Genomic DNA, 21,346 nt, shown 5'->3' with positions numbered 1-21,346 from the left:
TTATGGCATATATTGAAGGTAATACGGGGAAATGGGAATATGTAATAGGGCTTGAAATCCATGCTCAAATTTCCTCAAAATCTAAGCTTTTTTCAGGCAGTAGTACTATTTTTGCAGCAAGTCCAAATTCGCAGGTTTCCTATGTTGATGCAGCAATGCCCGGGATGTTACCGGTATTAAATAAGCATTGTGTACACCAAGCAATTAAAACAGGGCTTGGGCTTAAAGCTAAAATAAATAAATATTCGGTATTTGACCGTAAAAATTATTTTTATGCCGATCTGCCGCAAGGTTACCAAATTTCACAATTTTACTATCCTATAGTACAAAATGGCACTATGGAAATACCGACTAGTACTGGCGATCTTAAAACTATTCGTATTAACCGTTTGCATTTGGAGCAAGATGCGGGTAAATCTATGCATGATCAATCACCACATTACAGCTTTATCGATTTGAATCGTGCCGGTATTGGGCTTATGGAAATTGTGACCGAACCTGATATATCATCACCAGAAGAAGCGGCTGAATTTGTAAAAAAGCTGAGAAATTTGTTATGTTATATCGGCAGCTGTGACGGTGATATGGAAAAAGGCTCGATGCGTTGTGATGCTAATGTTTCAGTAAGACGTAGCGGCGAACCACTAGGCACAAGATGCGAAATTAAAAATATTAATTCAATTCGTAACATCATTAAAGCAATAGAATTTGAAGCTAAAAGACAAGTAGACTTACTTGAAAACGGTGAAGCAATAATTCAAGAAACACGCTTATTTAATGCCGATAGCGGCGAAACAAGAACTATGCGTTTAAAAGAAGAAGCACTGGATTATAGATATTTTCCTGATCCCGATTTATTACCCCTTGTTATTTCTGATGAGTTAATAAACGAACTAAAAGCAAACTTACCTGAGCTACCTGATCAAAAGATTGAGAAATATACGAAGGAATTTGGCTTAAGTAAATATGATGCCGAAGTAATAGTAGCCGATGAATCAGTTGCTGAGTATTTTGAGAAAGCAGCAAATGAATGTAACCCTAAAATGCTTACTAATTGGCTAACCAGTGAGTTGTTCGGACAATTAAACAAAGCATCGATAGGAATAAATGAATGCAAAATTACTCCTAGTAACTTTGCAAAACTGGTAAAATTAATAGAAAATGATACTATTTCCGGTAAAATTGCAAAAACCGTTTTTGAAATTATGTTTGAAACCGGTAAAGCACCTGATAAAATAGTAGAGGAAAAAGGACTTGTACAAGTTTCGGATAATAACGTGCTAAACACGGTAATTGACGAGGTAATAGCTGAAAATCCTGAATCAGTAGAGGGATATAGAGGTGGTAAGGATAAATTATTCGGTTTCTTTGTAGGGCAGGTAATGAAAAAAACCAGCGGTAAGGCTAATCCGACGCTTGTGAATCAGCTTTTAAAGGAGAAATTGAGTTCTTGATGTTTTCTCTATACCAAATGTCATACCGCAATCAAGTCGGCTTTGTTGTGTGGATCAAAAAACGCGTTCAATGTCATTCCCACGTGGCCTTGTTGCATGGATCAGTAAAATCCACGGGGGGGGTGGACACCGAACGGATTTTTCAAGCCATGCAACAAGGCTGATCAAATCGTGGGATGACACAGGACATACTCAAACTTAAAACATTATTTTTATGAAATTTCTGAAAATATTTTTACTATCTTGCTTACTAGTTTCTTGTGACAAAAAAGAAACGGAAAAAACTTTAATAGTCGGTACTGCCGCAGATAATCCTCCTTATGAATTCATCCAAGACGGAGAGATTGTTGGGATTGATATTGATATCATCAAAGCAATAAGCGAACGTCTAAATAAAAAAGTTATCATAAAAAACTTCGACTTTAACGGTTTACTTGCAGCTTTGGTTAGTGAAAATATTGATGTTGCGGTGGCGGAGCTTTCCGTAACACCGGAGCGTGCCGAATATATCAGCTTTTCCGATAATTACGCTACTGCAAGATTTGCCATAATATATAGAACAGGTGATAATATACAAGGTAGCAAAGATCTAGAGAATAAAATAGTAGGAGTACAGCTCGGTAGTGTTTTAGAAAAAAAAGCACAAGATCTATCACAGACGATGAATATTAAAGTTCATTCTTTAGCAAATCATTTAATGTTAGTTGAAGAATTAAAAACCAGAGTCATAGATGCTATTATTTCTGAGGAATTTCAAGGCAAAAAATTAAAAGAAAATAATTCAAATTTAGAAAGCAGTACTTTAGAAAAATTTTCATCCGATTTTGCTATAGGTATGTCTAAAAACTCAGGACTAATTAATGAAATTAATGAGGCAATCGATTCATTAAAAAAAGACGGAACCATTAACAAAATTATGAGAAAATGGCTGGGACAGTAATAGAAAGTCAATTTAAAGATGCTATGAGCCGATTCCCTCAGGGAGTGACTATTATAACAACAAATTGTAACAACGAGCCTTTTGGCTTTACTGCCAGTTCTTTTACTTCCGTATCTTTAAAACCGCCGTTAATATTATTTTGCCTTAATAAAAACTCTTTTAGTATAAACAGTTTTCAAAAAAGTGATAAGTTTGCAGTTAGTATGTTAGCAGATAATCAAATTGATATCTCAAAATATTTTGCTAAATCACAACCTAATAAATTTACAAAAATTGATTATGAGCTTGGCAATAAAACCGATTGTCCTTTAATAAACGGTGCAACTTGTCATATAGAATGTAATAAATATGCTTCTTACGATGCCGGTGATCATGTTATATTTATCGGTGAAGTAATAAATACCGCTATTAAAAATGATTTAAAGCCTCTATTATATTTTCATAAATCTTATACTCGTTTAATTTGAAAAATTGGCTACAGCATATTTCAGAAAACTTGATACAAGGGAATTTTGCATGACTCGCCCTTACGTAGTTTATCTACGCTGATAAGGCTCGCATTTAAATTCATCTTGTCTGAAGCTTTCTGAAATATGCTGTACGTTGCTAATAAGTTCGCAGGTAGCTCACGTATTAATAACTGCTGCTGCTCCTCGCCTTATATACTGATTCCTCTTTTCCAAATTAAGCTTCGTCCACTTACTGTTCATTTATTAGGAGTATATATTATCAATATGATTAATATCGGTCTTAGCGGTTCTACCGGTAAAATGGGAAAGGTTATTGCTGAAAGAATAGATAAATTTAAAGATTGCAAAATTTCAGCAAAATTTAATAGTACTAATAATTTAGATAATTTTTGTAAAAATTCTGATGTGATCATCGATTTTTCTACCCCTGAAATATTAGAAAAATTAATTAATTATGCATTAAAACATAATACAAAATTAGTAATCGGAACCACAGGTCTCCAGCCTCAACATTTTAAGCTTTTAGAAAAAGCAGCTCAAACTTTACCTGTTTTATATTCTGCAAATATGAGTATAGGAGCTAATTTGCTTAGCTATCTAGCTAAAGAAGTAATAAAAATACTAGATGATTACGATGTTGAAATTCTAGAAACGCATCACCGTAATAAAAAAGATTCACCCTCAGGAACTGCTGTTATGCTTGCTGAAACAATTGCAAGCGAAAAAGGATTAAATATAATATTTAATCGTGGTAATAGACCAAGAAGCAAAAAAGAAATAGGTATTTCCTCGCTTCGTGGTGGGAATGTTCACGGTATACATGAAATATCTTTCCTAGGTGACGATGAAATAATCACTTTAAAACACGAAGCTCTGAATAAAAATTCTTTTGCCATTGGTGCAATTAAAGCCGCTATTTGGCTACAAGATAAACCTTCTGCTTTATATTCAATGCAAGATATTTATAAAATATAGCTTGAAAAAATACCTTTAAGAGTCTATATTTTATTATATAAATAACATAATCCTAAGGTTACTTATGATCGATTATACAAAAACTTTAACTGCCACCTCAAAAAATAAAACTTTTGATGAAGGCTTAAGAAAATACATGCTTAAAGTATATAATTATATGGCTTTAGCACTTTTACTAACCGGTGTAGCAGCCGTAACGACTATATCAGTTGAGCCTATTTATAATTTAATGTTCCAAACAGGTTTTGGCACTATTATAATGTTTGCTCCGCTCGGTATTGCTTTATATTTTTTTATGGGTTTCGGACGAATGAACCTGCAAACGGCACAAATATTATTTTGGGTTTATGCCGGTTTAACCGGTATGTCGCTTGCATATTTAGCTTTTATTTATACCGGTGCATCAATAGCTCGTACTTTCTTTATTTGCTCTTCTGTTTTTGGAGCAATGAGTTTATACGGTTATAGTACAAGTAGAGATTTAACATCTATGGGTTCATTTTTTGCAATGGGTCTTATAGGTCTTATCATTGCTTCATTAGTCAACTTATTTCTAAAAAGCTCGGCTCTTTCTTTTGCTACTTCTCTTATTGGAATAGTAGTATTTATGGGGTTAATTGCTTGGGACACTCAAAAGATTAAGTCTATGTATTACATGGCAGGAAACGATGAAGTAGGACAAAAGCTTTCTATTATGGCAGCCTTTACTTTATACTTAGATTTTATAAATCTTTTCTTATATTTAATGAGATTTTTAGGCAATAGAAGAGATTAATTAGTATTATTACTGCTATGTTATTCTCAAAAACGTTGTTGCGTGGGATACCAAGAGCTGTCACTGCGAGCAGCCGTAGACTACGTGGTAATCCAGTAAAATAATAAAAATGCTATGCATTTTACTGGATTGCTTCGTCAATTACTGCGTAATTTTCTTCGCAATGACGAAAAAAAGCCTGTAACAACAACTATAATCCTTACCCCCCTTCCGCATTTTTTCTAGCAGATGGTGAGAGCATAATGCTTAGCTCTTTTAGAGCTTTATCCTCTACATAGCTTGGGGCATTCATTAGTAAATCTTCAGCCTGTTGGTTTAAAGGAAACGCAATTATTTCTCTTATATTGGTAGCTTGGGCAAGCAGCATAACAATTCGGTCAATTCCTGGGGCTATTCCGCCATGAGGTGGAACTCCAAACTTAAACGCTCTAATCATACCCTCAAATCTCTTATCAACTTCCTCTTCACTATAACCTGCTATGGAAAATGCTTTATACATAATTTCCGGCTTGTGGTTTCTAATAGCACCGCTAGAAAGTTCAATACCGTTACAAACAATATCATATTGGTATGCGGTAAGCTCAAGTAGTTCTTCCGTTGTTTTAGCATGTTCTAAGGCTTCCAAACCACCTTGCGGCATAGAAAACGGATTATGGCTAAAATCAATTTTTCCTGTTTCTTCATTTAACTCATAGAATGGAAAATCGGTAATCCAGCAGAATTTAAAACAATCTTTTTCAAGTAAATTAAGCTCTGCACCAAGTCTTATTCTAACCTTACCGGCAAGTTTAGCAGCTTTCTCTTTCTTATCGCTAGCGAAAAATACAGCATCACCGTTACTTATACCCGCTATAGCCTTTAAACTTTCTAATTGCTGCTCGGTTAAAAATTTTGCTACCGGTCCTTTTGCTTCACCGGTTTCACTAAACTGAATATAGCCAAGCCCCCCTGCTCCTTCGGATATTGCAAACTCTATCATTTTATCGAAGAAACTACGAGGCAGTACAGCTGCCTTAGGTGCAGGAATAGCACGAACTATGCTACCCTTTTTAATATTCTCTCTGAAAATCGTAAAATCGGAATCTCTAAATATCTCAGTTACATCGGCAATTATAATAGGGTTACGCAAATCAGGCTTATCAGAGCCGTATTTTAGCATAGATTCATTATATGGAATACGGACGAAGGGAGTCTCTGATACTTTCTTATCCGTAAATTTAGTAAATAAATCATACATCACAGGCTCAATAGTACTAAATACGTCTTCCTGTGTAACAAACGATATTTCTACATCTAGCTGATAAAACTCACCAGGGGATCTATCGGCTCTTGCATCTTCATCCCGAAAACAAGGAGCAATTTGGAAATAACGATCAAACCCTGAAACCATCAAGAGCTGCTTGAATTGCTGAGGTGCTTGCGGTAATGCATAGAACTTACCCGGATGCATTCTACTCGGTACTAAGAAATCCCTAGCACCTTCAGGGGAGCTTGCCGTTAGGATCGGTGTTTGAAATTCGGTAAAACCTCTTGCCGTCATCAAATGACGAATATGAGAAATAATTTGTGAGCGAAGTATTATATTATTATGTAACTTCTCACGTCTAAGATCTAAAAAGCGATATTTAAGCCTTGAATCTTCCGGAGCGTCTTTTTCGGTATTAATAACAAAAGGTAGAGTATCTGCAGCTGACTCAACAATAAATTCTCCGGCTAATACTTCAATATGACCCGTCGAAAGCGTATCATTAATAGTATCGCTTGATCTTGCTACCACTTTTCCAATAACCGTAATTACCGACTCATAACGCAAACGGCTCGCATCCTCCATAAGCTGGAGATTTTGATCAGTAAACACTATTTGAGTTATACCGTAATGATCACGTAAATCTATAAAAACTAGATTCCCGTGATCTCTTCTTCTATGTACCCAACCTGACAATTTAACTTCTTTTTCTACATCGGATATTTGTAATTCATTACAATTATGAGTTCTGTATTTATGCATTTTTATTTTTTTATTATACGATTTCCCCTATATTTATATACATAAAACTGTAAATTTTCGCAAATAAAAACTAAAAATTTATCTTGATAATGTAGGAATATTCTTTTGTTTTGGCACTGATTTGATATGATTTTGTTGTTGAGGTTTTACTTGATTTAACTCACCTTTAATCCATTCATATATTGCCTTCTTAGGATTTTTAATTATCTCTGCAACATTCTCTACTAAATTTATTATTCCTTTAATTAACGGTAATAACTCCTCTTTAATTTTATTTATAGGGTTATTATGTACTTGTAATTTGTCTTGATTTTCGCTTGATAGATTACCGAATATCTTATTCATTCTTAACTGAAGGTCATTTCGTTTAAGATCTTTTTCTCTAAAATGTGATTCAAGTTTTCTATCAATTTCTTTTTGTTCTTCAGGAGTTAAATTTTTATATTTGTTGATAAGCTCATCAGCTTTCTTTCGTTGTTCCGGTGAAATATTTGGCATTTGTTTCTCTTATAAAGTTAAAACATATTAATTTTGCACATTATATATATTTTTTAACTTTATACAAGAAAAACTTTAATAGAAATTAACCTTTAAACGCAGCCTTAATACCTAGAAAGTCTAAAAAATTTCGTAATTCTTGACGTGCAAGCACATGTGAGCTATTAAATGCTCTATCATATTTTGCAGTTTTTAGATCAAGTAATGTTAGACCTTGCAAAAATAATTCCCTATATATTACACGTTCGCTAAACCCTTCTGCAAGTTTAAAGTTAATTCTTTTAGCAAGTTTAGCTAATACATTTCCTACGCGTCTTTTATTTAATGCATCAAGATTACTTAAACGATTACGAAGTATTACCCAATCTATACTGATTCTATCACGACTAGCACGCTCCATTTTCTGTTCCCAAATCATTTGACTATATATTGACGGGCTAATAATTTCATCCTTGCTATCGACTTTTGCTATTACGTCTAAATCTAGAAAGCTATCATTAATTGGTGTAATAATTGTATCGGCGTAAGAATGAGCAACCCTTGATAAAGGAGTATGACTGCCCGGGGTATCAATCACTATATAATCGGCATCCTGATTACTTTTGAGTACCTGCTCAAAACTCTTTGCTTGCTCTTCTACTTCGCTTTCCGATATATGAAAATGTTTCGGTACTAATACAGTTTTATCAGGATTTTGTTTGTTATATAAATCTCGATTTTTTAAATAATTCGTTAACGAACTTTGACGTGAATCGGTATCTATACTTACTACCGAATAATTTTGATAAAGCAGAGCGATTATTAGATGCATAGAACAGGTAGTTTTACCTGCTCCACCTTTTTCATTACCTATAACAAATATATAAGGTTTATTTATTGTGTTCATAATTATATTCAGAATAAACAAATAATATATAGACGAAGTTTAATTTGGATCAAGGAATACACTCAATATCATTCCTACGAAGGTTTGCTTGCGTGGATCGATTCTACCCATGTCATCCCCCGCGAGCTTGTAGCGGGATCCAGTGCAAAATACTAATAATTTTAGTATTTTTTATTGTTTTTTGGATACCGTGGCTTGACCACGGTATGACACCGAATGCGTTTTTTGATCCACGCAGGCAATGTGACATTAAGTATATTCTTTAATAAACTTTTCAAGTAATCTAACACCATACCCAACTGCTCCCTTAGGACCAAGTGCTGAAGCTTTATTACTATTTGCAACGCCTGCTATATCTAAATGGGCCCAATCTACTCCATCTTTAATGAAACGTTTAATGAAATGTGCAGCCGTGCAGCTTCCGGCAGCTCCCGGTACGTTCCCGATATTTGCTATATCGGCTATGTCGGAGCTAATCATTGCATCGTATTCATCATGAAGCGGCATTCTCCAAAGTTTTTCATTAACTTCTTCCCCTGCTTTTATTAACTTATCAGCTAACTCATCATTATTGGAAAAACAACCGGCATATGTATTACCAAGTGCTACGGTTATTGCTCCCGTTAAGGTTGCAACATCAATCACGCATTTAGGCTTAAACTTTTCTTGTGCATACCAAACGGCATCGGCAAGTACTAAACGCCCTTCTGCATCAGTATTTAAAACTTCTGCGGTTTGCCCTGACATGGTAGTTACTACATCCCCTGGACGCTGTGCATTACCGGACGGCATATTTTCGACAAGCCCTACAACACCGACTATATTTATAGGTAATTTTTGACCGGCAACCGCAATCATGGCACCTACGACTGCTGCAGAACCTCCCATATCGTATCTCATTAAATGCATATTACTTGACGGTTTTAATGAAATACCGCCTGTATCAAAAATCACTCCTTTACCAACCAAAGCAATGGTCGGAGCATCTTTACTGCCGCCTTTATATTCCATAACCACTAACTTTGACTCGTTTTGTGAACCTTGCCCCACCCCAAGTAATGCTCCCATACCAAGATTTTTCATCTCACGTTCACCGATAACATCAACATCTACTCCTAGCGGTTCAAGTATATCAACTATTCTTTCGGCATAGACTTGCGGAGTTTTAATATTTGACGGTTCATTACTTATATCTCTTGTAAAAAATACTGCCTCAGCAATTAATTTTTTGACTTCAAATAATTTTGCCGCTTCAGTGCTATTATCGGTAAAAATTTCAATTGACTCTACTGTAAACTTCTCTGCTTCTTTTAAGGTAGTTCTATATTTATTAAATCTGTAAGAAGCAAGAAACGCACCGCTAGCAACTAAAGATGTAAATGTTTGAGATGTAAACCTGCTAATTCTATTTGTAAGTTTTAAGCCGATAGTAGAAATTTTGCTATCGGTTGCATGCTGTAAGATTTTGCCGCCTAACTCTTCGATTTTTGCTTCAGTTAATTTTTCTTCATTCCCAAGACCTGCTATTATCAAATATTTAACCTCACCTGATTTAATGACAGATGGAATAACCTTGATCTGTCCATATTTACCGGTAAATTGTAGTTTATTCTGAATAGTTTTAGAAATTAATCCGTGATGTTGTTGATCAAGTCCTATTAAATTACTATCAAGCTTTAACTGTTCATCAATAAAAACTACTAGACCTTGATTAGTAGATGATTCTTCATTCACAAAGTTTATGTTAAGCATACTTATTCCTTATATTACTTTTGACTTTGGATAATTCTATTTATCTTGATAAAACTTTGCAAGTATTATAATTGATTTAAAACAAAATCTCGTTAAATAGCATTTGACAAATGTTAACGTTTTTTATATTTTGCTGACGAATTAGTTAAATTTAAGTAATGACATGCCAATACATGATATCACTTCTCACTTAATTAAACAGAAGTATACAATGATTAAAACATCATGTGAGTTAAACCACGATATGGATGAGATTTATAGTCTCACGCCTCATCCAATACGATATACTTGCCTTAACTATTTAAAGTTATTATCTCTACCTATATCGCTAGCATTTTATGTAACAAAGCTTTGTTTTACAGCTAATCCGGTATGGACATGGATCAGGGTTAATATTTTGTATAAGAAGATGGATCAAGTAAATAGCCAACAAAATATTATATGGCTTACCTGACGAAATAGAAACAGATCAAAATATACCTAAAATTGTCGAGTATGTATTTAAAAAATATGAAGAAAATCCTACATTAACCCCTCTTATTGAACCTACATTTATACAAAAATTTTTAGCAAAGACCGGTAAATATATTCCTACTTTTTCTAAAATAGTAAAGTTTTGGAATGAAGGAGGAATTAACTATTCTGATGAAATATAAACAAAACGAGAATTAATTGACATTATTTATAAACAAATTGTTTCTAAAGCTTATGAAGTAGGTAAAAAGGAGGAAAACTTGAAATAACGGATGTGAAAGCACTTTTCCCAGAGATAAATTTTGAAGAAAAAATCAATACTGAATCAGAAAATCTTGAAATAGATAAGATAGAAGTAAGTAATGAAGAGCCTTTAATTTATAAATTACCTGTTAGACATCTTTCCAAACCAAGCTTATAGAATTTAAAGGAGACACGGAACGCAGAACCGCAGCGTATATAGACCGTGAGGATGCGAACACCAGGTCGACGTCTAAATTACCTCTAGAAGCGAAGTTTGGAAAGATGTCTATTGATCAAAAACACGAAGAAGCTACGATTACTACTAATGCAAATAATGGTATTAACCCATGAGTAAATTTTACTCATGTTAAAAGCTTTACATAATGGGATAGACCTCCCGATATAAAGAATGAAGAGCGGGAGCTAAGAAAAGCAATTGCTAAACTTCTAGAGTTAATATTAAATAAAATATTAAAACAACAATCGAGAGGTTAAAATGGATATTAACACAATAGGTATAGATATAGCAAAAAGAACTTTTCAAATTCATGGAGTAGATAGGAATGGGAAAACAGTATTAAAGAAAAAAGTAAGTAGGGATCAAGTATTAAGTTTCATGGTAAAATTACCTAAATGTTTAATAGGGATAGAAGCATGTGGAGGAGCAAATTATTGGGCTAGGGAATTAATAAAGTTAGGCCATGAGGTAAGACTGATTGCACCGCAATTTGTAAACCATATGTTAAGACTAATAAGAATGATCAGGCAGATGCAGAAGCTATATGTGAAGCTGTTACAAGACCTAATATGAGGTTTGTACCTATTAAGAGTATAGAACAACAGGATATATTATCAATTCATCGAGTTAGAGAGAGGTTGGTAAGGAATCGTACAGCATTAGCCAATGAGATACGGGGATTGTTACTGGAATTTGGTTTTATTATACCGCAAGGTATTAATAAGGTAATAGTGAAATTAACAGAAATTTTAGATGAAGGTAAGTTAAGTGAGTTAAGTTACCAAACATTTAACAAATTAAAGGAAGAATTTGTAGAGAATGATAAGAAAGTAAAAGAATTAGAGAAGCGATTAAAAGTAATAGCTATGGATTCAAGACAATGTCAACAATTAATTACAATACCTGGTATTGGATTAATTACGGCCACAGCTTTAGTAGCATCGATAGGTAATGCAGCAAATTTTGAGAATGGTAGACAATTATCGGCATGGTTAGGACTAGTGCCGAGGCAGCATTCTAGTGGAGGTAAAGAAAGGTTACTTGGGATTAGTAAGCGAGGAGATATATATTTACGCACTCTATTAATCCAAGGAGGCAGAGCAGTACTTAATGCAAAGCTAAGATTTATATCTGAAGAACAAAAATCCAAGAAGGATTATAGTAAGTTTACAGGTTGGATATTTAATTTAATTGAACGAAGAGGACACAATAAAACGGTAGTTGCTGTAGCTAACAAGTTAGCTAGGGTAGTATTTGCTGTACTAAGCTCAAGCAATAATTATTTAGAAAGTAAAGTTTGTAGCTAAACAAAAACTTAATGAGCTAAATAAGATTATAGCAAAATAAAATATATTTAGATATTAACGAGATTCCAATCTGGAATATGCGAAAAAAAATGATAATGATGGTAAATAAGACAAACCTTAGCTTACAAAAAAACTGATGCTTTCAATGGCTCTATTGAAGTCGGAGGACTGATAAGTATAGTTTGTAAGTAGCGAATTCCATTAGGGCCATAGGTGATTTAATTAGCTATAGGTCGGATACATGACTGCATTTGTTTTTTTATTACTATTGGTTATTTTTTTCTTGCATTTTTCGAGAGGTCCATACATGAAAGCAGTAAGGTTAAAGTTTTCGCTGTGCCGACAAACGAAGAGCTAATCATCGCTGAGGAAGTGATGAAGTTTTTATAACACAAATTGGTTAATTTTTAATTACTTATACCTCTATTTTTCTTTATTAACTTTTTTTGAAATAAAATATATGCAACTATAGATATATTTTTAACTTAAGTTTTGGAGAAAATTATGGTAGAAAACTTTGATAAAAAGAAAGCAGAAAAACAATTAAAGATAAATCCATATAATGATGCAATGCGGGATTCCAAAGCTCATTTTTTGGATAAAATGGTTAAAGCTGAAAAAGCCAGCGGAAGGTTATAAGACAGCATTAAAAATAGAGCAGCAAGCAAAAGAAGCAGGTGTGAGTTTAGATAAAGATGCTATGAGATGCTTAGAGAAAATAAAAAGTCGTTATATGGAAGCTGATAAGAAAGCGAAATTTGAAACACTTCAAAGCGATCAAGCTCATAAAACGAATCAATAAAAAACTGAAGCATTTAGAAGCGATGCAATAGCTGCTGCTAGAAAGCAAAGAAAAGAAGATTATAGGACAGGTGGATGGGGTAAATAATTAAATTATAATTTTATTGCGTTAATTGGTACTGGCTACTATTTTAAACGTATGTCTATACTTCACGCTACAATCTTAACAGTTTTTCCTGAAATATTCCCTGGGACTCTGGGGTATTCTTTAGCAGGGCAAGCACTGCATAAAAATATTTGGTCATATGACATTATTAATATTCGAGATTTCGGTTTAACTAAGCATAAAAACGTTGATGATGAGGCTTACGGCGGTGGTGACGGGCTTATAATGCGTCCTGATGTTCTAGGCAGTAGCATAGATCATGCTCTTTCTTTAAATCCTAATGCTAAAATTTACTATCCTTCACCTCGCGGTAGAGTCTTTACTCAAAGCTTTGCTAAGGAGATGTTAAAAAATAAAAACCTTATGTTCTTATGTGGACGTTACGAAGGGATTGACGAACGTATAATTGAAGAGTATAATGTTAAAGAAATTAGTGTAGGCGACTACATTTTATCTGGCGGAGAAATACCTACCCTTACCATTCTCGATTGCTTAATTAGACTACTACCAGGTGTTTTAATGAACCAAAATACCTTATCTTCCGAGTCTTTTGAAGAAGACGGGGAATTTAAGGGCGGGCTTGAGTGCGGTCTATATACAAGACCTGAAATTTGGCGTGGAAGAAAAGTACCGAGTGTTTTGTTATCCGGTAACCACAGGCTAATTAATGAATGGAAAAAAGAGCAATCACGTATGACTACTAAATTACGCCGTCCGGAGTTACTTAAAGATTTATAGAGTAAGGAGTTAAAAAAATGAATATTATTGACCGCTTTGAACAGGAAAATATTTCAAAGCTTACTGCAAATAAAAAAATTCCTGATTTTGAAGCCGGCGATACAGTTAAGGTAACTGTTAAAATTATTGATAGATCGATTGAGAAAGACGGTAAGGAAAAATTAACGGAAAGATTTCAAGCTTATGAAGGTGTAGTTATCGCAAAAAGAAATCGTGGTATTACTTCATCTTTCTTAGTACGTAAAATTAGCCATGGTGAAGGAGTCGAAAGACGCTTTATGACTTACTCACCGATAGTACACTCTATTGAGGTAGTAAAATACGGGGTAGTTCGTCGTGCTAAACTTTATTATTTAAGAAATAGAAGCGGTAAGTCGGCTAGAATTAAAGAGAGACATATCACTATTGCTAAAACTAAGGCAGCAAAAGCTTAAATATACTCGTAGCTCTTGTGTCATTACTGCGAAAGAGTGCGTTGCTATGTGAATACTAAATACGTCATTGTGAGCAGCTGTAGACTGCGTGGCAATCTCATGAAGTAATAACAAACTCCTGAGATTGCTTCGTCAATTACTTCATAATTTTCCTCGCAATGACGTATGACTCAAATCCCTAAAGTATCTCTATAAAGTTCAAGCATAGCGTCCTGCTCAGCAAGTTTATCTTTATCCAATTTCTTTAGTTTCAATATAGATTTCATAGCTTTAACATCAAATCCATGTGAAGAAGCATCTTGGAAAATATCTTTTACTTCTTGAGATAAATCAGCTTTTTCCTGTTCTAATCTTTCTATTTTGCTTATATATTGCTCTAATTGTTCTTTTACTACTACTTCTGACATAAAAAATCATTTAACCTTTTTGAATTTACTATATAATACAAATATAACTTTTATTCAATAAAATATATAATAATGCAAATTTATCCTTTAAGGCTTTTACCGAATAAAATCGATTTCGATTTTATGAACTGTAAAAAAGTCAGCTACACTTTCTCAATTATTTTATCACTCATTAGCTTTATTTGGATCGGTATATATAAATTTAATTTCGGTATTGATTTTGCCGGCGGTATAGTTATTGAAGTAAGGCTTGATCAAGCTCCTGATTTGCCAAAAATGCGTCAAGTTCTAGGTGAGCTTGGAATTGGTGAGGTGGTCTTACAAAATTTCGGTAGTGAGCGTGATCTATCAATTAGATTCGGTAGTAGTAGTGAAGAAAATCTCATGAAAAATATTGAGTTAATTAAAACATCTTTGCAAAATAATTTTCCGTATAAGTTTGAATATCGTAAGGTAGATTTTGTCGGTCCGCAAGTCGGTAGGCAGTTAATAGAAGCAGGGGCTATGGCGATGCTGTTCTCTTTCTTAGCGATTATGGTTTATATTTGGGTGCGTTTTGAATGGTATTTCGGTCTTGGTATACTTATCGCCTTAGTGCATGACGTAATACTTGCTCTTGGGTTTATGAGTATGACAAAACTTGATTTTAACTTAAGTACTATTGCCGCAGTTTTAACTATTATAGGTTATTCCGTTAACGATTCGGTAGTAATATATGATAGGATTAGAGAGAATTTACGTAAATACCATAAAAAGAATATAACGGAAATTATAAATTTAAGTATTAATGAGACTTTATCAAGAACTATTTTAACGGTAATTACTACGCTACTTGCCAATTTAGCCCTTATTCTTTTTGGTGGTGAGGCGATCCATAGTTTTAGCATACTTGTATTTTTTGGGATGATAGCCGGTACTTATTCATCAATTTTTATCTCCGCTCCGATACTTACAATGTTTGTTAATAGGAAGTTTAATAAAAAAGTAATAGAAAGATAATGAATCATCATGAGCTAAGCGACTCCAAGGAGCGTGGCAATCTCATGAAGCGGTACAAGACTCCTGAGATTGCCACGTCAAGGCTTCGCCTTTCCTCGCAATGACGTTTTTGAGCCATAACGAGAATAGTTTATGCTAAAAGAAGAAGACAAAATTTTTACTAACCTACATGGGCAGCAGGGCCATGATTTGAAATCTAGCAAGAAATGCGGCGATTGGGATGATACTAAGGCTTTGCTTGATAAAGGTAGAGACTTCATCATTGAAGAGGTCAAGAAATCAGGGCTTAGAGGGCGAGGTGGTGCTGGATTTTCTACCGGTATGAAATGGTCGTTTATGCCCAAAAATTCAGAGAAACCTTGCTATTTAGTAGTAAATGCAGATGAGTCTGAGCCTGGTACTTGTAAGGACCGTGATATATTAAGATTCGAGCCGCACAAATTGATAGAAGGCTGTTTGCTTGCAAGCTTTGCTATAGGAGCGAATAATTGTTATATCTATATTAGAGGTGAGTTTTATAATGAAGCCTCTAATATTCAGCGTGCCTTAGATGAAGCTTATAAAGAAGGGTTAATAGGAAGGAATGCTTGCGGTTCGGGATTCGATTGTAATATTTATTTACATCGTGGTGCGGGTGCTTATGTTTGCGGTGAAGAAACGGCACTGCTTGAAAGCTTAGAGGGCAAAAAAGGCATGCCACGGCTTAAGCCGCCTTTTCCTGCCGGCTTTGGGTTATATGGCTGCCCAACTACTATAAATAATGTTGAGTCTATTGCAGTAGTGCCGACCATTTTAAGACGAGGAGCTAGTTGGTTTGCTTCTATCGGTAAGCCTAACAATACCGGTACTAAAATTTTCTGTATATCCGGTCATGTTAACAAGCCTTGTAATGTTGAAGAGGCAATGGGGATTCCGTTAAAAGAATTGATTGAGAAATATGCCGGCGGTGTTCGTGGTGGATGGGATAATCTTAAAGCCATAATCCCGGGCGGTTCTTCCATGCCTTTACTTCCTAAGTCATTATGTGAAGTAGATATGGATTTTGATAGTTTAAGAACCACAGGTTCCGGACTTGGTACAGGTGGTATTATAGTTATGGATAAATCTACCGACATTATTTATGCAATAGCACGCCTTAGTAAATTTTACATGCATGAATCATGCGGACAATGTACTCCCTGCCGTGAAGGTACGGGCTGGATGTGGCGAATTATGATGCGGCTAGTTAAAGGTAATGCCAAAAAATCCGAGATAGACGAACTTCTTAACGTTACAAAAGAAATAGAAGGGCATACTATTTGTGCTTTAGGTGATGCGGCGGCTTGGCCAATCCAAGGGCTGATACGCCATTTTAGAAGCGAGATTGAGGAGAGGATAAAAAGTCATGCTGTGGCTTGACTTTATCGTCATTGCGAGGAGGCATTGTTGCGTGGATGCTAAGCCGTCATTGCGAGCGACTGAAAGGAGCGTGCAATCTCAAGATTTTGGCATGAGATTGCTTCGTCAAAATTTTCAATTTTTCCTCGCAATGACGATTTCAAACCATGTAACAAATATTATTTATAAATAATTAAGAGATTATGCAAACAGATACAAAATCAAACACTAATAAAATAGCTAAGCAAGAGTGGGGGTCTTTTGCTTTTGTAATATGCATCGCTTTACTTATTAGAATACTTATTATGGAGCCGTTTACCGTTCCGACTGGTTCTATGAAAGCAACCATACTTGAGAATGACTATATATTTTCTACGAAATATAGTTATGGTTATAGTAATTATTCTTTATCTTTTTTTGATTTTATTCCTCTTTTTAAAGGGCGAATATTTGCTCGCGAACCGGAGCGTGGCGATATTGTAGTTTTCCGTCCGCCTAACGATATGAGTGTTAGATATATAAAGCGTTTAATAGGGCTACCCGGCGATAAAATTCAATTGATTGATGACGTGATATATATTAACGATAAAAAAATAGAACGCACGGAAGTTGGAACTTATACAAGCGAAGAGGGAATAAAATATTTGAAGTTTAAAGAAACACTGCCAAATGGTAGAACATATTTTTCTTATAAGCTTGCTCCTATTTTTGGCGTTATATATAATGATAGATACGGTAATGCGGATGTTTTTTATGTACCTGAAGGGAAATATTTCTTTTTAGGGGATAATAGAGATCAGTCAAATGATAGTAGAGTAAATCTTGGATTTGTACCGTTTGAAAATTTTATTGCTAAAGCACAATTTATTTGGTTCTCAACAAAAATAACTTGGTGGGATAATGATATAGGAGTTATTAATCTAATATTAAAGTTAAAACCATGGATTGAATCTGTTAGGTTAAATCGAATTTTCAGAAATCTTTATAACACGGATGAATAATGGTATCATTTGAGCAGTTAGAAAAGCTACTTGGCTATAGTTTCAAAAATAAAGAGCTTTTAATAGAGGCGTTGAATCACCCGTCTTTAAGACAGCATCATGAATATAAAGCCGATAAAGATTATGAACGATTAGAGTTTTTAGGTGATGCCGTATTAAATTTAGTAATCACAGAAATTTTATTTAGGAATTTTGCAAATTATAATGAGGGAAATTTAGCTAAAATTAGATCATATTTGGTTTGTAAAGAAACAATTTGTATGGTTGGAGCTAAACTTACTTTGAAAGATTATATAATTATGACTCATGGTGAAGAAGTAGCAGGGGGGCGTGATAATCCTAATAATATAGAAAATGCTACGGAAGCTTTGATTGCAGCTATATATCTTGATAGCAATATTGAAACAACCCATAATATTATCGGGAAATTATGGGCAGAATTTATAAAAGTTCAGAATTTAACGGATTATGACCCAAAAACTGCTTTACAAGAATGGACTCAAGCTAGTGATCATCACCTACCTATATACCGTCTGATAAAAAGAGAAGGAGCCGCCCATTCATCGACTTTTACGGTTCTTGTAAAAGTAAAAGATTATGAACAAACAGGCACTGGTCACTCGATAAAAGAAGCAGAGAAAAACGCAGCAAGAAGCTTATTGCATAGGCTTAAAGATGTCTAATCAGAAAACAATTTCGGTTTGTATAATCGGGCGACCAAATAGCGGGAAGTCGACTTTGTTAAACAGAATAATCGGTGAGAAGCTTTCAATTGTTACTCCCAAAGTTCAAACGACTAGATCGATTATTACCGGCATTATTACCTTAAAAGATACGCAGGTAATTTTATACGATACGCCTGGTATATTTGAGCCGAAAGGGACGCTTGAGAAAGCAATGGTGAGGTGTGCGTGGTCTAGTTTGCATAGTGCGGATTTAGTTCTATTAATTATCGATAGTCTAAAACCGTTTGATGATGTAACACATAATATTTTAGATAAGCTTCGCTCACTTAATATTGTTCCGGTATTTTTATTGAACAAAATAGACATCGAATCAAAATATCTAAATGACATTAAAGCTTTTTTAACGGAAAATCATCCTGATAGTTTGCTTTTTCCTATATCTGCTTTATCGGGCAAAAATATTGATGGATTACTTGAATATATAACAAGTAAGGCAAAAATTTCTCCTTGGCTTTACGCGGAAGACGACATAACGGATTTACCGATGCGTTTTATTGCGGCAGAAATCACAAGAGAGCAATTATTTTTAAATTTGCAGCAAGAACTCCCTTATAAATTAACTGTACAAACCGAAAAGTGGGAAGAGTTGAAAGACAAATCCGTAAAGATTAATCAAGTTATAGTAGTTTCAAGAGAAAGCTATAAAACTATAATACTCGGTAAAAACGGCTCTAAAATCAAAGAGATAGGGGCAAAATCCCGTATGCAAATAGAGCAATTTTTCGGCTTCCCCGTTCATTTATTTTTATTTGTTAAGGTGCGTGAGCTGTGGGAGAATAATCAAGAATTTTATCAATATATGAAGATATAAAGCTGTCACCCCGTGGTCAAGCCACGGGGTCTTATATCACAGACTGTGTCCTGAGATCCCGCGACTTGATCGCGGGATGACAACAGCAAAACTACAAAAAAAATAACATTAAATAACTATGATAGTACTTGGGATTGATCCGGCACTTGGGAGTCTTGGATGGGCAGTAGTTGCAAAGGAGACCGCAAAGTTGAAATATTTAGCTAGCGGTATTATTAAAACAAATAGTAAGGATGCAATTCATAATAGACTTGCCTTTATTAACAGTACATTAGAAAAAGTAATATTAGAATATCAACCAAATATGGCAGCGATTGAAGAAACATTTGTTAATACTAATAGCGTGACTTCTTTAAAGCTTGGATATGCTAGAGGGGCGATAATGTCGCTGATCGGTAGATATAATTTGGACCTGCGAGAGTTTAAGCCGAATACGGTAAAAAAAACCGTAACCGGCTATGGTCATGCAGAGAAAGACCAAATTTTGCATATGATCAAGCTTTTATTGCCCGGTACTTCCTTAATTACTAATTCCGATGAAGCCGACGCCATAGCGATTGCCTATACCTGCCTAGTTACAAAAAATTATTAAAATGAATCCAATAATAATATTAGTTGCCCCGCAAATGGGCGAGAATATCGGTGCTACTGCAAGAGCAATGAAGAATTTTGGCTTAAATGAGCTTAGAATCGTAACTCCAAGAGACAGCTGGCCTAATGAGCAAGCACGGAGTAATGCAGTTGGAGCGGTTAATATTATAGATAATGCAAAAATTTATGAGAGCCTAGAGGATAGCGTTAAAGACCTCGAATATTTATATGCTACTACTTGCATTAAAAGGGCTATGAATAAAGATTATGTATTTACACAAAATTTACCTTTAGATTATCCAAATTCTGAAAAAGTCGGGATAATGTTCGGGCGGGAAAATAACGGGCTTAGTAATGAGGAAATCTCGCTAGCTAATAAGATTATCACTATTAATACAACCGAATTTAGCTCATTAAATATTGCTCAAGCAGTTATTATTATATGCTATGAATTGTTTCGTAATTCTATGCTTAGAGAGGATATACATAATATTCAAAAATTAGCTACTAAAGAAGAAATAGAACATTTTTTAACAAGTTTATTCGGCAAACTCGATAAAGCCGGATTCTTCAAAGCTCCTGACAAAAAACCTGCTATGCAGCAAAATATCACCAATATATTTACACGTATAAACAACCTTTCTTCCCCTGAAATCCAAACACTGCAAGGTATTATTAAATCTTTGAATCAATAGTATTTAGTAATTTCTTAAGTTCAGGAACATAATTTCTTATGCGGCTATATATTTTCATCGGCAAGCTTTTTATCATAAGTATGTGATGTCATATTGCGATCAGTAAGCATATAAAATCCATAAACTCTCATCATTTATAATACCGGCAACAAAAGCTTCTTTTATCACTTCTTTAGGATAGTGAAGAACTGTGCCTTTTTGAGAAAAATATTCTTTTAAAAACTTCCAGGCAAGTTCAAAAGTAAATTCAAATCTTTGAATGGGTGCGTCAATATAAGCTCTCTCTTCTGTTGCCGGTTTTAAATAAATATCTTCAAGCGTCATAAAAGCTTTACGAAATTTTTCAAGTTTAAGGTTTATTTTTGACATATATAATTTTTTTCTCTTTTAATATATTTTCATAAAGTTCAGAACTTATTTTAGTACTTTCAAACCTTACACAATCTATTTTTAAAAGCGTGTCGGCATTCTCTATAATATCCATAGCTTCTAGCCATTCTTGATCTGTAATATTAGGGCAGATAATTGCAATATCAATATCGGAACGCTCATCATTATCCCCTCTAGCACGAGAGCCGAAAAGCCATATTGCTTTGACATAATGATAAAGACTTTAACTT

At 34.4% G+C, this 21,346-nt stretch carries 22 protein-coding genes and 3 pseudogenes; 17 read left to right on the top strand and 8 right to left on the bottom strand.

Annotation, left to right across the window (positions count from 1 at the left end; genetic code table 11):
- Positions 1–2: 2 nt before the first annotated feature.
- The 5 genes from gatB (at position 3) to AB1146_RS03825 (ending at position 4,614) form a co-directional block, all read left to right on the top strand.
- Entirely contained in the window at positions 3–1,454 is a 1,452-nt protein-coding gene (gene gatB / locus AB1146_RS03850) for an Asp-tRNA(Asn)/Glu-tRNA(Gln) amidotransferase subunit GatB (RefSeq protein WP_010423808.1), read from the top strand.
- A 214-nt stretch (positions 1,455–1,668) separates the two neighbouring features.
- Positions 1,669–2,394 carry an ABC transporter substrate-binding protein gene (locus tag AB1146_RS03845; RefSeq protein ID WP_010423811.1) on the top strand — a complete coding sequence of 242 codons (726 nt, stop codon included), beginning with the start codon at positions 1,669–1,671 and terminating at the stop codon, positions 2,392–2,394.
- Complete coding sequence (locus AB1146_RS03840; RefSeq protein WP_010423814.1) at positions 2,379–2,861, top strand: flavin reductase family protein; 483 nt, start codon at positions 2,379–2,381, stop codon at positions 2,859–2,861. The genes AB1146_RS03845 and AB1146_RS03840 overlap by 16 nt, the downstream gene beginning before the upstream one ends.
- Positions 2,862–3,128: 267 nt before the next feature.
- Positions 3,129–3,839 (top strand): 4-hydroxy-tetrahydrodipicolinate reductase, encoded by a 711-nt coding sequence (gene dapB, locus AB1146_RS03830; RefSeq protein WP_010423817.1) that lies wholly within the window; start codon positions 3,129–3,131, stop codon positions 3,837–3,839.
- 64 nt (positions 3,840–3,903) lie between these two features.
- A complete protein-coding gene (locus AB1146_RS03825; protein WP_010423819.1) occupies positions 3,904–4,614 on the top strand; it encodes a Bax inhibitor-1/YccA family protein in 711 nt (236 codons plus the stop codon).
- A 199-nt stretch (positions 4,615–4,813) separates the two neighbouring features.
- On the opposite strand, the gene aspS is transcribed toward AB1146_RS03825, so the two are convergent.
- From aspS to AB1146_RS03805, 5 genes and pseudogenes are all read right to left on the bottom strand, one after another.
- Positions 4,814–6,622, bottom strand: coding sequence for an aspartate--tRNA ligase (aspS, locus tag AB1146_RS03820; RefSeq protein WP_010423823.1), 1,809 nt, complete (start codon positions 6,620–6,622; stop codon positions 4,814–4,816).
- 78 nt (positions 6,623–6,700) lie between these two features.
- Positions 6,701–7,120 (bottom strand): DUF3106 domain-containing protein, encoded by a 420-nt coding sequence (locus tag AB1146_RS03815; RefSeq protein ID WP_010423826.1) that lies wholly within the window; start codon positions 7,118–7,120, stop codon positions 6,701–6,703.
- A gap of 85 nt (positions 7,121–7,205) precedes the next feature.
- Positions 7,206–8,006, bottom strand: coding sequence for a division plane positioning ATPase MipZ (locus tag AB1146_RS03810; protein ID WP_010423828.1), 801 nt, complete (start codon positions 8,004–8,006; stop codon positions 7,206–7,208).
- A gap of 80 nt (positions 8,007–8,086) precedes the next feature.
- Positions 8,087–8,256: pseudogene (locus AB1146_RS08545) on the bottom strand (MFS transporter); the annotation flags it as partial.
- Positions 8,256–9,758 carry a leucyl aminopeptidase gene (locus tag AB1146_RS03805; protein WP_010423830.1) on the bottom strand — a complete coding sequence of 501 codons (1,503 nt, stop codon included), beginning with the start codon at positions 9,756–9,758 and terminating at the stop codon, positions 8,256–8,258. The gene AB1146_RS03805 and the pseudogene AB1146_RS08545, both read right to left, overlap by 1 nt.
- 163 nt (positions 9,759–9,921) lie before the next feature.
- Here AB1146_RS03805 and AB1146_RS03800 point away from each other — a divergent pair.
- The 5 genes and pseudogenes from AB1146_RS03800 to rplS form a co-directional block, all read left to right on the top strand.
- Positions 9,922–10,823: pseudogene (locus AB1146_RS03800) on the top strand (palindromic element RPE1 domain-containing protein); the annotation flags it as partial.
- 148 nt (positions 10,824–10,971) lie between these two features.
- Positions 10,972–12,020 (top strand): annotated as a pseudogene (locus AB1146_RS03795) (IS110 family transposase).
- A 562-nt stretch (positions 12,021–12,582) separates the two neighbouring features.
- A complete protein-coding gene (locus AB1146_RS03790; RefSeq protein WP_010423839.1) occupies positions 12,583–12,822 on the top strand; it encodes a hypothetical protein in 240 nt (79 codons plus the stop codon).
- Between the two features lie 138 nt (positions 12,823–12,960).
- Complete coding sequence (gene trmD, locus AB1146_RS03785) at positions 12,961–13,665, top strand: tRNA (guanosine(37)-N1)-methyltransferase TrmD (protein WP_010423840.1); 705 nt, start codon at positions 12,961–12,963, stop codon at positions 13,663–13,665.
- A 17-nt stretch (positions 13,666–13,682) separates the two neighbouring features.
- Complete coding sequence (rplS, locus tag AB1146_RS03780; protein ID WP_010423841.1) at positions 13,683–14,099, top strand: 50S ribosomal protein L19; 417 nt, start codon at positions 13,683–13,685, stop codon at positions 14,097–14,099.
- Positions 14,100–14,269: 170 nt separating this feature from the next.
- On the opposite strand, the gene AB1146_RS03775 is transcribed toward rplS, so the two are convergent.
- Positions 14,270–14,506 carry a DUF2312 domain-containing protein gene (locus tag AB1146_RS03775; RefSeq protein ID WP_004996682.1) on the bottom strand — a complete coding sequence of 79 codons (237 nt, stop codon included), beginning with the start codon at positions 14,504–14,506 and terminating at the stop codon, positions 14,270–14,272.
- A 72-nt stretch (positions 14,507–14,578) separates the two neighbouring features.
- Between AB1146_RS03775 and secF the strand changes: the two genes are divergently transcribed.
- The 7 genes from secF (at position 14,579) to AB1146_RS03740 (ending at position 20,726) form a co-directional block, all read left to right on the top strand.
- On the top strand, positions 14,579–15,505 hold the full coding sequence (gene secF / locus AB1146_RS03770) for a protein translocase subunit SecF (RefSeq protein ID WP_010423869.1): 927 nt from the start codon (positions 14,579–14,581) through the stop codon (positions 15,503–15,505).
- A gap of 132 nt (positions 15,506–15,637) precedes the next feature.
- On the top strand, positions 15,638–16,903 hold the full coding sequence (gene nuoF / locus AB1146_RS03765; RefSeq protein ID WP_010423871.1) for an NADH-quinone oxidoreductase subunit NuoF: 1,266 nt from the start codon (positions 15,638–15,640) through the stop codon (positions 16,901–16,903).
- Between the two features lie 182 nt (positions 16,904–17,085).
- Complete coding sequence (lepB, locus tag AB1146_RS03760) at positions 17,086–17,883, top strand: signal peptidase I (RefSeq protein WP_010423873.1); 798 nt, start codon at positions 17,086–17,088, stop codon at positions 17,881–17,883.
- Positions 17,883–18,566 (top strand): ribonuclease III, encoded by a 684-nt coding sequence (gene rnc / locus AB1146_RS03755; RefSeq protein WP_010423875.1) that lies wholly within the window; start codon positions 17,883–17,885, stop codon positions 18,564–18,566. Before lepB ends, rnc begins: the two co-directional genes overlap by 1 nt.
- Entirely contained in the window at positions 18,559–19,440 is an 882-nt protein-coding gene (era, locus tag AB1146_RS03750; RefSeq protein WP_010423877.1) for a GTPase Era, read from the top strand. The genes rnc and era overlap by 8 nt, the downstream gene beginning before the upstream one ends.
- A gap of 118 nt (positions 19,441–19,558) precedes the next feature.
- Positions 19,559–20,032 (top strand): crossover junction endodeoxyribonuclease RuvC, encoded by a 474-nt coding sequence (gene ruvC, locus AB1146_RS03745; RefSeq protein WP_010423879.1) that lies wholly within the window; start codon positions 19,559–19,561, stop codon positions 20,030–20,032.
- 1 nt (position 20,033) lies between these two features.
- Positions 20,034–20,726: an RNA methyltransferase gene (locus AB1146_RS03740; RefSeq protein WP_010423882.1), complete on the top strand. Its 693-nt coding sequence runs from the start codon at positions 20,034–20,036 to the stop codon at positions 20,724–20,726.
- A gap of 99 nt (positions 20,727–20,825) precedes the next feature.
- Here AB1146_RS03740 and AB1146_RS03735 read toward each other — a convergent pair whose 3' ends face one another.
- Positions 20,826–21,095: an HI0074 family nucleotidyltransferase substrate-binding subunit gene (locus AB1146_RS03735; protein ID WP_010423885.1), complete on the bottom strand. Its 270-nt coding sequence runs from the start codon at positions 21,093–21,095 to the stop codon at positions 20,826–20,828.
- Positions 21,076–21,315 carry a nucleotidyltransferase family protein gene (locus AB1146_RS03730; RefSeq protein WP_083831823.1) on the bottom strand — a complete coding sequence of 80 codons (240 nt, stop codon included), beginning with the start codon at positions 21,313–21,315 and terminating at the stop codon, positions 21,076–21,078. The genes AB1146_RS03735 and AB1146_RS03730 overlap by 20 nt, the downstream gene beginning before the upstream one ends.
- Between the last annotated feature and the right edge of the window lie 31 nt (positions 21,316–21,346).

The sequence above is a fragment of the Rickettsia helvetica genome (genome assembly GCF_963970025.1).
Classification (GTDB): Bacteria; Pseudomonadota; Alphaproteobacteria; order Rickettsiales; family Rickettsiaceae; genus Rickettsia; species Rickettsia helvetica.
This window is presented reverse-complemented; position numbering and strand designations above follow the sequence as displayed.

Coding starts and splice junctions, on each gene's coding strand:
- era (WP_010423877.1), top strand. CDS start 18,559: ATGTCTAATCAGAAAACAATTTCGGTTTGTATAATCGGGCGACCAAAT.
- AB1146_RS03740 (WP_010423882.1), top strand. CDS start 20,034: ATGAATCCAATAATAATATTAGTTGCCCCGCAAATGGGCGAGAATATC.
- AB1146_RS03735 (WP_010423885.1), bottom strand. CDS start 21,095: ATGTCAAAAATAAACCTTAAACTTGAAAAATTTCGTAAAGCTTTTATG.
- AB1146_RS03815 (WP_010423826.1), bottom strand. CDS start 7,120: ATGCCAAATATTTCACCGGAACAACGAAAGAAAGCTGATGAGCTTATC.
- gatB (WP_010423808.1), top strand. CDS start 3: ATGGCATATATTGAAGGTAATACGGGGAAATGGGAATATGTAATAGGG.
- ruvC (WP_010423879.1), top strand. CDS start 19,559: ATGATAGTACTTGGGATTGATCCGGCACTTGGGAGTCTTGGATGGGCA.
- AB1146_RS03825 (WP_010423819.1), top strand. CDS start 3,904: ATGATCGATTATACAAAAACTTTAACTGCCACCTCAAAAAATAAAACT.
- AB1146_RS03810 (WP_010423828.1), bottom strand. CDS start 8,006: ATGAACACAATAAATAAACCTTATATATTTGTTATAGGTAATGAAAAA.
- aspS (WP_010423823.1), bottom strand. CDS start 6,622: ATGCATAAATACAGAACTCATAATTGTAATGAATTACAAATATCCGAT.
- dapB (WP_010423817.1), top strand. CDS start 3,129: ATGATTAATATCGGTCTTAGCGGTTCTACCGGTAAAATGGGAAAGGTT.
- AB1146_RS03805 (WP_010423830.1), bottom strand. CDS start 9,758: ATGCTTAACATAAACTTTGTGAATGAAGAATCATCTACTAATCAAGGT.
- lepB (WP_010423873.1), top strand. CDS start 17,086: ATGCAAACAGATACAAAATCAAACACTAATAAAATAGCTAAGCAAGAG.
- AB1146_RS03845 (WP_010423811.1), top strand. CDS start 1,669: ATGAAATTTCTGAAAATATTTTTACTATCTTGCTTACTAGTTTCTTGT.
- trmD (WP_010423840.1), top strand. CDS start 12,961: ATGTCTATACTTCACGCTACAATCTTAACAGTTTTTCCTGAAATATTC.
- rnc (WP_010423875.1), top strand. CDS start 17,883: ATGGTATCATTTGAGCAGTTAGAAAAGCTACTTGGCTATAGTTTCAAA.
- AB1146_RS03775 (WP_004996682.1), bottom strand. CDS start 14,506: ATGTCAGAAGTAGTAGTAAAAGAACAATTAGAGCAATATATAAGCAAA.
- nuoF (WP_010423871.1), top strand. CDS start 15,638: ATGCTAAAAGAAGAAGACAAAATTTTTACTAACCTACATGGGCAGCAG.
- rplS (WP_010423841.1), top strand. CDS start 13,683: ATGAATATTATTGACCGCTTTGAACAGGAAAATATTTCAAAGCTTACT.
- AB1146_RS03790 (WP_010423839.1), top strand. CDS start 12,583: ATGATGCAATGCGGGATTCCAAAGCTCATTTTTTGGATAAAATGGTTA.
- secF (WP_010423869.1), top strand. CDS start 14,579: ATGCAAATTTATCCTTTAAGGCTTTTACCGAATAAAATCGATTTCGAT.
- AB1146_RS03840 (WP_010423814.1), top strand. CDS start 2,379: ATGGCTGGGACAGTAATAGAAAGTCAATTTAAAGATGCTATGAGCCGA.